General features: G+C 57.3%; 10 protein-coding genes. 3 read left to right on the top strand and 7 right to left on the bottom strand.

The window, feature by feature from the left end:
- Both Q675_RS34895 and Q675_RS34890 read right to left on the bottom strand, forming a co-directional pair.
- Complete coding sequence (locus Q675_RS34895; protein ID WP_011783719.1) at nt 1–801, bottom strand: DODA-type extradiol aromatic ring-opening family dioxygenase; 801 nt, start codon at nt 799–801, stop codon at nt 1–3.
- 15 nt (nt 802–816) lie between these two features.
- Nucleotides 817–1,260 carry a DoxX family protein gene (locus Q675_RS34890; RefSeq protein WP_011783718.1) on the bottom strand — a complete coding sequence of 148 codons (444 nt, stop codon included), beginning with the start codon at nt 1,258–1,260 and terminating at the stop codon, nt 817–819.
- Between the two features lie 165 nt (nt 1,261–1,425).
- Here Q675_RS34890 and Q675_RS34885 point away from each other — a divergent pair, with 165 nt between their 5' ends.
- Nucleotides 1,426–2,334, top strand: a complete 909-nt coding sequence (locus tag Q675_RS34885; RefSeq protein WP_011783717.1) for a LysR family transcriptional regulator — start codon at nt 1,426–1,428, stop codon at nt 2,332–2,334.
- A gap of 24 nt (nt 2,335–2,358) precedes the next feature.
- On the opposite strand, the gene Q675_RS34880 is transcribed toward Q675_RS34885, so the two are convergent.
- From Q675_RS34880 to Q675_RS34870, 3 genes are read right to left on the bottom strand one after another with little or no spacing between them, the layout of a single operon-like run.
- Nucleotides 2,359–5,481: an efflux RND transporter permease subunit gene (locus Q675_RS34880; RefSeq protein WP_011783716.1), complete on the bottom strand. Its 3,123-nt coding sequence runs from the start codon at nt 5,479–5,481 to the stop codon at nt 2,359–2,361.
- Entirely contained in the window at nt 5,481–6,848 is a 1,368-nt protein-coding gene (locus Q675_RS34875; protein ID WP_023011977.1) for an efflux RND transporter periplasmic adaptor subunit, read from the bottom strand. The genes Q675_RS34880 and Q675_RS34875 overlap by 1 nt, the downstream gene beginning before the upstream one ends.
- 5 nt (nt 6,849–6,853) lie before the next feature.
- Entirely contained in the window at nt 6,854–8,173 is a 1,320-nt protein-coding gene (locus Q675_RS34870) for a TolC family protein (protein ID WP_023011976.1), read from the bottom strand.
- Between the two features lie 210 nt (nt 8,174–8,383).
- On the opposite strand from Q675_RS34870, the gene Q675_RS34865 reads away from it, so the two are divergent.
- The gene (locus tag Q675_RS34865; RefSeq protein WP_011783713.1) at nt 8,384–8,668 is read left to right on the top strand and encodes a hypothetical protein; all 285 of its coding nucleotides are present in this window, start codon (nt 8,384–8,386) and stop codon (nt 8,666–8,668) included.
- A 147-nt stretch (nt 8,669–8,815) separates the two neighbouring features.
- Nucleotides 8,816–9,148, top strand: coding sequence for a hypothetical protein (locus tag Q675_RS34860; protein ID WP_011783712.1), 333 nt, complete (start codon nt 8,816–8,818; stop codon nt 9,146–9,148).
- 50 nt (nt 9,149–9,198) lie between these two features.
- Here Q675_RS34860 and Q675_RS34855 read toward each other — a convergent pair whose 3' ends face one another.
- Both Q675_RS34855 and Q675_RS34850 read right to left on the bottom strand, forming a co-directional pair.
- Entirely contained in the window at nt 9,199–11,559 is a 2,361-nt protein-coding gene (locus Q675_RS34855; RefSeq protein WP_011783711.1) for a heavy metal translocating P-type ATPase, read from the bottom strand.
- Entirely contained in the window at nt 11,552–11,779 is a 228-nt protein-coding gene (locus Q675_RS34850; RefSeq protein WP_011783710.1) for a hypothetical protein, read from the bottom strand. Before Q675_RS34850 ends, Q675_RS34855 begins: the two co-directional genes overlap by 8 nt.
- Nucleotides 11,780–11,789: the final 10 nt, after the last annotated feature.

Below are 11,789 nucleotides of genomic sequence, written 5' to 3'. Positions count from 1 at the left end.
TCAGCCCCAGTAAAACATCCCCGACTGTTTCCCGAGGATGGTTGCGGCAATGTGCCGGTCGCAGGCTTTGTTGGCGAGGCCATAGCACACGTGCAAGGGCAGGAGGTGCTCTTCCCGGGGGTGACAGAACCGGGCATGGGGCGCTTGCTCCCAATCTGCCAGGCGCTTCGCCCGCTCCGGCTCCGACAGGGAGCTGTCGCCGCAGGTCTGTTCCAGCCAGTCCTCAAAGGCCAGATTACGGGCCTGGATTTCCGGTGTCTGTGCAGCAAAGAAGGCCCGCATGTTGTGGAACGAGAAGCCGGAGCCAAGCACCAGCAGGTGATCGTAATCCAGTGCCTGCAATGCCCGGCCAATCGCAAGGTGCGTACTGGCGTCCAGAGTGTTGACCAGTGAGAGCTGAATGCAGGGAATATTTGCCTCCGGATACATCAGTTTAAGCGGCACAAACGCGCCGTGATCCAGGCCCCGCTGGTCATCCAGGCGGGCCTGGATGCCAGCCTGATCCAGCGCCTGGGCGACCTGCTGCGCCAGCACCGGCTCCCCCGGGCAGGGGTATTCGATCTTGTAGGCTTCCGAAGGAAAACCGTAATAATCGTAAATCAGCGACGGCGTAGTACTGGAGGTAATGGTCGGGATCGCCTCCTCCCAGTGGGCGCTGATCACCAGTATCGCAGAGGGTTTGCGCAGGCCAGCCGCTAGCTCTGTTAACCGATCCACCATGTGCTGGTGCCCGGGATCTCCCAGCAGCGGCATGGGGCCGCCACCGTGGGAAACAAACAGTACATCGGTCGCTTTGCTCATGGCGTTCTCCCCGGTTCAGCTTTCTTTCTGCAACAGGTTATCGACAGCGAACCGGCCTGCGCCCTGAATCGCCAGAGCGACGGTGGCGGCAAACAGCGTGAGTGCATACTCGTAACCATTATTGGCCATAAACAAGCCATTACCGATATGCACCGCGAAAATGGCCACCAACATGGTGAAAGCCGCAACCACCGCCGCCGGACGTGTCAGTAGCCCGAGCACCAGTGCCAGACCGCCAAAGAATTCGGCACTACCTGCCAACAAGGCCATCAGGTAGCCTGGCTCCAGGCCAATACTGGCCAGCCATTGTCCGGTACCTTCCAGCCCGTATCCGCCAAACCAGCCGAACAGTTTCTGGGCACCATGCGCGGCCAGGATCAGACCCACCGGAACCCTCAGTGCCAGTGCGGCAAAGCCACCATTGGATTGGAGTAATGCCTTTGTGAATTGAGCGTTCATAATCATCACCTTAAGTCTTTCTCTGATTGGTTTATCCCGAAGCCCCGGCTTCAGGCCATGGGCTCACTTTACTATCACCAATCTCAAAGACTAAGATGACTCTTGTTGCCATATTATCGTCATTTTATTGATAATCATCCGCATAACTCCGATCAGGACACCGCCATGGACCGTATTGAAGCCATGCGCACCTTCGTGATGGTGGTTAACGAAGGCAGCTTCACCCGAGCCGCTGACCGCCTGGACACCTCGCCGCAACTGGTCAGCAAATACGTGTCTCAACTGGAGACACACCTGGGCGTTCGGTTGCTGAACCGCACCACGCGCAGGCTCCACCTGACCGAAGCAGGCAGGCAATATTACCCGCGGGCCCAGCAGGTGCTCAGCGATATTGATGATCTGGAAAATCAGCTCGGCGACCTGCAAACCGAGGCCCAGGGCCTGCTGCGCATCAGTGCCCCGGTTTCTTTCGCCATTCGCCACATGCCGGCCCTGCTGACCGAGTTCCAGCGAATGCACCCCGCCGTGGGTATTGATCTGCAACTCAATGACCGGAAAGTCGACATAGTCGAGGAAGGCTTCGACATCGCACTGCGCATCGGCCGCCTGCAAAGCTCTTCCCTGATCGCCAAGCGGGTGGCGCCGGTGCGGCTGGTGCTGTGTGCCTCTCCAGCTTATCTGGCACGATACGGCACCCCCGGCAAACCGGAAGACCTCCGGGACCATCAGTACCTGCGCTACAGCTACATGGACCCGGATTCCAGCCATTCCCCGCAGAAGTGGCTGCAGGACAACCGCAGTGACAACCTGCAGGGAATGGTCAGCAACAACGGCGACGTGCTTGTCGAGGCAGCCATTGCCGGTGCCGGGATTGCCCTGCAACCGACCTTTATCGCGGGACCCGCCATCCGGGAAGGCAAGTTAACGATCGTCCTGCCGGAACATGAACCGGAGCCGCTGGGGCTTTACGCCGTCTACGCTCACCGCCAGTTACTGGCAAGCAAGGTCCGCAGCTTCATCGACTTTATCGACGGTTATTTTGGTGATCCGCCCTACTGGGACAGGTTTGATTAGTCGTGCTCAGGCATACGGTCAACATCAATCCTTCAAAGCTCTCTGCTTCCATAGATAAAAGAGCACAGGAATCACCAGCAACGCCAGAATAACGGCAGATATCATTCCGCCAACCATCGGTGCCGCAATGCGCCCCATCACTTCCGAGCCAGTGCCGGTACCCACCATGATGGGCACCAGCCCCCCGATAATGGCTGCCGCTGTCATCATGATCGGCCGTACCCGCAAACCGGCACCGTGGAGCACCGAATGGCGAAGGGTTTCGCGCCTCGGAGTCAGGCCCTTCTCCTCGCAGGTTTCCAGCATGGCGGCATAGGACTGGTTCAGGTACACCAGCATGATCACGCCGATTTCCACGGCGACACCCGCCAGTGCAATGAACCCGACCCCTACAGCCACCGAGAAGTTGTAACCCAGCAGATACATCAGCCAGATGGCACCGATCATGGCAAAGGGCAGCGTGCCCATGATGATCCCGACCTCCGCGAAACGCCGGAAGTTCAGGAACAGCAATATCACAATGATCGCCAGGGTTAGGGGCACCACATAGGTGAGTTTTTCCTTGGCTCGCAGCATGTACTCGTACTGCCCGGACCAGGTCACCGAGTAGCCCGCGGGCAGGTCAAGCGATTCGTTCACGGTGGTCATGGCCTGTTCCACATAGCTGCCGACATCAACCCCCTCGATATCCACAAAGGTCCAGCCGTTCAGCCGGGCGTTCTCACTCTTGATCGCTGGCGGACCGTCCTCCACACGGATATCAGCCACATCCGCCAGCGCAATCCGCTGGCCAGAGGCGGTCACAATCGGTAATTGCTCCAGCTTTTCCGGGGAATCCCGGTAATCCTCGGGGTAACGAAGATTCACGGGGTAACGCTCCAACCCTTCGATAGTCCGGGAAACATTGATACCGCCAATTGCCGATGCCACCACCTGCTGTACGTCGGCAATGTTCAGTCCGTAGCGCGCGGCGCGCTCGCGATCGATATCGACCTTGATGTAGCGGCCCCCGGCGACCCGCTCGGAGTAAACCGACGCTGTGCCAGGTATGTCCACCATGATTTCCTCAAGGCGTTTGCCAATACCCTGAATGGTAGCCAGGTCCGGCCCCGCCACCTTGATGCCGACCGGCGTCTTGATTCCCGTTGCCAGCATGTCGATGCGGGTGATGATCGGCATCACCCAGGCATTGGTCAGGCCGGGGAACCGAATCAGGTTGTTAAGTTCCTGCTTCAGTTTTTCCGTGGTCATGCCTTCCCGCCATTCATCCCTTGGCTTGAGCTGGATAAAGGTCTCGATCATCGTCAACGGCGCCGGATCGGTTGCGGTATCGGCCCGGCCCACTTTACCGAAGACAGTTTCAACCTCGGGTACCGTGGCAATCAGCTTGTCCGTCTGCTGCAGCAGCTCCCGCGCCTTACCGATCGAGATGCCCGGATAGGTGGTGGGCATGTACATCAGATCGCCTTCGTCCAGCGGCGGAATGAATTCACTGCCGATTCTGGTGGCAGGCCAGACACCAACAACCAGAGCCAGAACTGCCGCCAGCACAGTTGTTTTCGGGAAGCGAAGTACCAGCTTCAGAACCGGCATATAGGCACTGACCAGCAAACGGTTCACCGGATTCTTGTGCTCCGGCAGCACTTTGCCCCGGATGAAATATCCCATGAGCACCGGCACCAGGGTCACCGCCAGAGCGGCACTGGCTGCCATGGCATAGGTCTTGGTAAAGGCCAGGGGCGCAAACATCCGGCCTTCCTGTGCTTCCAGTGCGAAAACGGGCACAAAACTGACGGTAATGATCAGCAGGGAGAAAAACAGGGCAGGCCCGACCTCGGAAGCGGATCGGGTTACCACTTCCCACCGGTTTTCCGGCGTTAACGGCGTCCGCTCCATGTGTTTGTGCATGTTCTCGATCATAACAATGGCACCATCGATCATCGCCCCGATCGCAATGGCAATACCGCCCAGTGACATGATGTTGGCATTGATGCCCTGCCAGTGCATGACAATAAAGGCCGCCAGGATGCCCACCGGCAGGCTGAGAATCGCGACCAGCGAAGACCGCACGTGGAACAGGAAGACAATGCACACCAGACCCACCACCAGGAACTCTTCCAGCAGCTTGAAACCCAGGTTATTGACGGCCCGTTCGATCAGACCGGAGCGATCATAGACCGTTACCACCTCAACCCCCTCGGGCAGGCTGGATTTGAGCTCCTTTAGTTTGTCCTTGACGCCATTGATGGTCGCCTGGGCGTTCTCACCGAAGCGCATGACCACCACTCCGCCAACGGTCTCGCCCTCACCGTTCAGCTCAGCAACGCCGCGGCGCATCTGGGGGCCAACCTCAACAGTCGCCACGTCTTTCAGCAAAAGGGGCGTGCCATTGTCGTCCAGCCCCAGAGGGATCGAGAGCAGATCATCACGGGACTGGATGTAGCCTGAGGTGCGCACCATGTATTCCGCTTCAGCCATCTCGATCACGGACGCACCCACTTCCTGATTACCCCGTTTTATGGCGTTCTGGATATGGGCCAGCGGGACCCCCAGGGCGCGGAGTTTTTCCGGGCTGACCTTGACCTGATACTGTTTCACCATGCCGCCCAGGGCGGCCACCTCAGACACACCGGGCACCGTTTGCAGCTCGTATTTGAGGAACCAGTCCTGCAGACTGCGTAGTTCGCTCAGGTCGTGATTTCCGGTGCGATCCACCAGGGCATAGAGATACACCCAGCCCACGCCAGTGGCATCGGGCCCAAGCTGGGGACGAGCCGAGTCCGGCAGGCTGGGCGCCACCTGGGAGAGATACTCCAGCACCCGCGAGCGCGCCCAGTACATGTCGGTGTCTTCATCGAAGATCACGTAGACGTAGGAATCCCCGAAGAACGAGTATCCCCTGACCGTTTTCGCACCTGGTACCGAGAGCATGGCAGTGGTCATCGGGTAGGTCACCTGATCTTCCACCACCTGCGGGGCCTGCCCCGGAAAGCCGGTTTTGATAATAACCTGGACATCCGACAGATCCGGTAAGGCATCCACCGGCGTTTGTTTCAGGGAATACAGGCCGAGCCCCGTAATCAGCAACGTGGCCAGCAACACCAGGAAGCGGTTACCAACCGACCAGCGAATAATGGCTGCAATCATCACTCGCCTCCGCCATGATTCATGGTGCTGTGATCCATGGTGTCTTGCTCCACGCCATCCTGATTCATCGAGCTGTGGTTCATCGCGCCATGATTCATAGCACCGTGATCCATGCCTTCGTGATTCATGCCGCCGTTATCTCGGGTCTGAGGTGCCGACATACGCCGGAAATCAGAGCTTTTGCTGGATTCTGAATCGATCAGGAACTGGGCCGATGTGACGACAGTATCACCAGGCATCAGGCCATCGAGTATTTCCGCATACTTTTCCCCCACGCGCCCAACGCTGACGTTTACCGACTTGAAAGCTCCCTCCTCCAGGGCCAGAACAAGGCGATCACTCTGGCCGGTGCGGATAACCGACTCCCGGGGCACCAGAAACTGCCGTTTACCACGTTCGCCCTGAACCTCCAGCCGGGCAAACATGCCCGGCATCAGTGCACCATCCTCGTTATCGAACCGCATCCGGACCCGGGCCGTCCGGGTTTTGGGGTTCACTTCCGGATAAAGGTAATCCACACGGCCACGCCACTCACGGCCGGGCATATAATCCAGGGTCATCTGCACCCGGTTGCCTGGCTCCACAGCCGAAAGCTGGCTTTCGAACACTTCACCAATCACCCAGACTTCATCGAGCGCGGCGATCGACAAAACCCGGTCTCCGGGCTTGATGAACATACCCTCGCGCACATTCAGGTTTTCGATCACACCCGAGCCGGGCGCGTAGACGGTCATGGTTCTCTGAATGTCACGGCTCTGACGCAACCGCTTGATCAGACTGGCCGGCACATTCAGCGCCGCCAGCCGCTCTGTAGCAGCCTCCACCAGTTTCTGGTTGCCCCGGTTCATCGCCAACAGCAGCTCTTCTTGGGCATTTACCAGGGTGGGTGAATACAACGTGTACAGCGGCTTTCCCTGTTCAACAGGCTCGCCCTCGGCTTTGACAAACAGCGTTTCAATCCAGCCATCAACCCGGGGATGAACGTGAACCATCTGGTCTTCATCGTAGGCCACATAGCCCACAGTGGTGATGCTGTTGGGCAGTCGCCCCTGAATCACCGGCTCCGTGCGAACCCCCAGATTATTGACAACCGTCGGTGAGATACGAACCGCGCCCGCAGCATCGTCTGCCTGTCCTCCGCCCTCATACACCGGAATCAGATCCATACCCATGGGTGATTTTCCGGGTTTGTCACTTTTGAAATTGGGGTCCATGGGAGCGACCCAGTACAGCGGCTTTTTTGAATCGGAGCTGGTCTGTTCTGCAGAAGATAGCGCGTGGGTGTCCGTTGCAAACCAGTAGGTGGCCACCGCACCGGCGAGACCGCCGAGCAACACAAAGCCCAGAGGGCGAACCAAGTTAGCCATGATGATCAGTCCTGATAACGGGTCATTGAAAAGGTAGGGATCTCGGAAGATTCAGCCGTCAGGTAGCGGAAGTTCGCCATATTCCCGGCCCGCTCGGCTTTCATCTGAATCAGTTCCACCTGGGCATTGAGCTCGGCAATTCGCGCGCGCACTGCCTCGGCGAAGTCGCCGTCGTCGTTGTTGTAGGCCGTCAGTGCCGCACTTGCCTGCGCTTCCATTTGTGGCAGAAGGGTCTTTTCATACAGCGCTATGCGCTCATCCAGGCGCTGAATTCTGACAACGGCAGCCCTGGCTTTGGCGCGAAGCCCACGGAGCTGCAGGATACGCTCGGTTTTCGCCGCCTCCAGTCGAGCCACAGACGCGTTGAGTTTTCGGTCCTGACGGTTGCCGGTGAAAAGGGGCAGATCAAAGCCAATTCCCACCGAAAACAGGTCGGCCCGGTCCTCGCCGTTCGGAGCCCGGTCCCGATATCCGTATTGGGCCGATATCGACCATTCCGGTTTGTAGGACTGGCGGGCCAGATCAACGTCAACATTCTGGGCTTCAATCAACTGATCGGTGGCGCGCACGGCAGGATGTCGGGGCAGTGAATCAGTCGCGATTTCAGCCCAGGCAGAAGGGAGTTCTGCCAGCAGTTCGCGGGGGACATGGTCGGTGACGGCCAGCTGTGCCTGATTCAGGCCAATCCACTCGGCCAACGCTTCCCGATTCGATGCCTGTTGCACCTGCAGTGCTGTCAGCCGATCCTCAAGCCTCGTCAGCTCCAGCGAAGCCCGGATAACATCCTGCTGCCTGGACCCCATGGAGGCAGAGGTGTAGCCCGCCTCAGCAACATCTTCCAATTGCTCAAACAAGCCTCTGTTGCTTTCAATCAACCGGATACTCTGCTCGGAGCGCCAGACCTCCAGCCAGAGCTGCGTTACCGTCTGTTCAACCTGTGCCCGACGATTCGCGCGCCGGAACGGCTGAACTGCGGCCATTTCCGCCTTCTTCGCGCTTGCCAGCTGGCGACTGTTCCCGCGCGGAATTCGCTGGGTAACACCGATGGTGGCCTGGGTCATTGCCTCCTGCCCGGTGTCGAAGGTATCCGTGGGCAGATTGGCGGCCCCGATGGTCATTCTCGGATCCGGGAGGGCGCCATCGGCAATCGACTCCTCCAGAAGGGCATCCTGAATCTGGACACTCTGACGAAGCCAGGGATCCTCCTCAGTAGCAACATCAATGGCGTCAGATAACTCAAGCCTGGGCTCGGCGAAACCGGGCAGACCGGTAAGAATCAAAGCACCTAGAACAACGGGCTTTACGAGGTGGGAAAGAAAGGACAACGGGACATCTCCATTAATTGTTTTCCTCCCGCGATCTTATTTTATTTATCTGAAACCAAACTGAATAACTGAAAAAAAACTCAGTACTTGACTTTAATCAATAACGGGCAAATCAATTAAAAAATGTTTATTTAAACAGAATTATTATTTCAGGATAAATTCAGGATTCAATGTTTTCATAAACTCACCAACTAACCGGGAGGTGTATTTATGAAACGCATGATCGCTTTAATCGCAGCATTCACTATTTCCACATCCGTCTTTGCAGGCAACATGTCAAACGAAAAAGACATGAAGAGCGTGCATGGTAAAACCATAAATAATTCATCGCTTGAAGACATACTTAAGAATCAAGACATGCAACGTCTGCACAGAGAAATGACACGCTACTCCATGTCAGAGTCGGGTTTTGAAGCTCGCAAAAAAATGATGAGCAAAGAAGGGCGTGCCTACCACGAGGCGCTGGAAGAAAAGCGAAAAAATACCGCAGGGTGACCCTGCGGCAAAACTTACTAGTGGAGACGCAAACTCTCTCTGGCTCGATTTCCTGAGCCAGCCAACACCGAGCTCAAGAGCAAGTACATCATAGAAAACTGAAACGTAACTGAATCATCAGATAACTTTAAACTACAGGATATTATTATGAATAAATCAGTCTTGGCAGTTTCAATCACCTTATTCTTTTCCACTATAGCGACGGCTAATACTGGCTTGGCAGACAGGATAAATGAAACTCGCAGTTACCCTGATATAACTGGAAGCAGACTTACCCATGACGCATCATCTGGTGGCAATAATCCGGATATGATAGGAGAAAAGATGAAAGGCATGATCAGTCCGGATATGAAAAAGATGATGACGATGATGTCGTCTATGTCCGAGCGTGAGTTGAATATGATGCATGAGGCTCACATACAGATGATCAGGGAACGGGCTAACGCGCGCCACTCCGATCACCACAGCCGGGATCAGTAAGCGGTATTATCAACGGCCTCAGAGATAGCACTCTGAGGCCGATCACCTATTTACTGTTGAGGCCCGAGCTTGATCACCCGCAGCCGCAGCGCATTCACAATCACGCTGACCGAGGACAGGGACATGGCCGCCGCTGCAAAGATCGGCGACAGCAGTATGCCGAAAAATGGATACAGAACACCTGCTGCAATTGGCACGCCTGCAGAGTTGTAGACGAAGGCGAAGAACAGGTTCTGCCGGATGTTGCGCATGGTCGCCAGCGACAAACGGCGAGCTTCCACAATACCCATCAAGTCGCCGCGAAGCAGGGTAATGCCAGCACTTTCAATGGCGACATCGGTGCCAGTGCCCATGGCGACACCCACATCCGCCGTCGCCAGTGCAGGCGCGTCGTTCACGCCGTCACCCGCCATCACGACAACACGGCCTTCGTCCTTCAGGCGTTGAACAATCTTGCCCTTGTCTTCCGGCAGCACTTCCGCTTCCACTTCGTCGATATGCAGCTTGCGGGCAACAGCCTCGGCTGACGTGCGGTTATCGCCGGTCAGCATGACTACCCGTATGCCGTCCTTCTGCAGGGCGGTGATGGCGGCTTCGGTGGTTTCCTTGACCGGATCGGCTATCGCGAGCAAGCCTGCGACGTTGCCGTCGACGGCCGCAAAAATCACCGTAGCGCCGTCTTTCCGGAGCTGGTCGGCCTCGCCGTCATATTTTCCGGTGTCGACATTCTCGGACTCCATCAGGAGTCGATTGCCGAGGAGTACCCGCTTGCCATCGATTCGACCGGTGACCCCTTTTCCGTTAGGCGAATCAAAGTCCTCTGCATCCGGGAGCTCCAGATCCATACCCTTGGCTTTATCGAGGATGGCGTGGGCCAATGGATGCTCGCTGCCCTTTTCCAGACCTCCGGCATAGCGCATCAGATCGTTGTCACTGAATCCGTTTGCCGCGACAAGTCGGGTAACCTGCGGCTTGCCCTCTGTCAGCGTACCGGTTTTATCCACCACCACGGTGTCTACCTTTTCCATGCGCTCCAGCGCTTCGGCATCCCGGATCAGCACACCACTCTGGGCACCGCGTCCAACCCCAACCATGATAGACATGGGTGTTGCCAGCCCGAGTGCGCATGGGCAGGCAATGATCAGAACGCTAACGGCAGCAATCAGGCCGAAGGCCATGGGCGGCGTGGGACCAAAAACAGACCATGCGATGAAGGCGATGATCGCAATCAAGATGACTGCCGGCACGAAGTAAGCGGCAACCTTGTCTGCAAGCCCCTGAATCGGCGCCCGGCTGCGTTGCGCACTGGCCACCATCTGAACGATCTGGGACAGCATGGTATCGCGGCCAACCTTGTCGGCGCGCATGATGAAACTGCCCTGCTGGTTAATACTGCCGCCGATCACCTGGTCGCCGGATTTCTTGCTGACGGCCAGAGGCTCCCCGGTCACCATGGACTCATCCACGTTGGAACTGCCTTCGAGCACTTCGCCGTCCAACGGCACCTTGTCGCCGGGGCGCACCCGCAGACGGTCACCAACCTTGACCTGATCCAGCGACACATCGGATTCGCTGCCATCGTCATCCAACTTCCTGGCTGTGGCAGGCGCCAGATCCAACAAAGCCTTGATGGCGCCGGAGGTTTTCTCCCGGGCCCGCAGTTCCAGCACCTGACCAAGCAATACCAGCACAACGATGACGGCCGCCGCCTCAAAATACACCGCCACCGAGCCGTCTTCCTGCCGAAAGGCACCTGGGAATATCTGTGGCGCTAACGTGGCCACCAGGCTGTAGATCAGCGCCACGCCGGTGCCAATGGCGATAAGAGTAAACATGTTCAGGTTATGGCTAACGACGGATTTCCAGCCCCGGACGAAGAAGGGCCAACCGCACCAGAGCACCACTGGCGTCGCCAGTACTAACTGAATCCAGTTGGACATCTGAGGTGCAACAATATGATCAAGCCCGGTCAGGTGCCCGCCCATTTCCAGGAGAAAGACCGGTAACGTCAGTACCAGGCCAATCCAGAAGCGGCGAGTCATGTCCCTGAGTTCTTCCGAAGGCCCGTCATCCAGGCTTACCTGCTCGGGCTCCAGGGCCATTCCACAGATGGGACAGTCCCCCGGCCCTTGCTGGCGAATCTCCGGATGCATGGGGCAGGTGTACATGGTGCCCGGCGCTACCGGATCTTGCTGCTTCTTTTCGTCACCGAGATACTGCTCCGGATTCTCCTCAAATCTGGTCTTGCAACGTGACGAGCAGAAATACCAGGTGTTGCCCCCGAGCCGGCTACGATGCTCTGCAGTATGCGGATCCACTGCCATACCGCAGACCGGGTCCTTGGCGGTATGCTCGCCAGCTTCTTTAGCAGTGTGATGATCGTGGTGATGGGCGTGATGATGCTCAGCCATTCCGATCTCCTCCTTTATCGGCGGGCCAGTCTGCAAATGCAATGAAATACAGCAGAACCAGATTGACGATAGGGATCAGTATCAGCACACCCATCCAGCCCGGATACCCCGTGCGCTGACAAATACGCCAGGCCGGAATGACGACCACAATGGCGATCACCAGCATCCAGAGCCAGTGGCCCGCCCACATCGTGTTCCCAAACATGTTGTCTTCCATCATGGTAATGGCC

This window comes from Marinobacter sp. EN3 (assembly GCF_000475315.1).
GTDB classification, from domain to species: Bacteria; Pseudomonadota; Gammaproteobacteria; order Pseudomonadales; family Oleiphilaceae; genus Marinobacter; species Marinobacter nauticus.
This window is presented reverse-complemented; position numbering and strand designations above follow the sequence as displayed.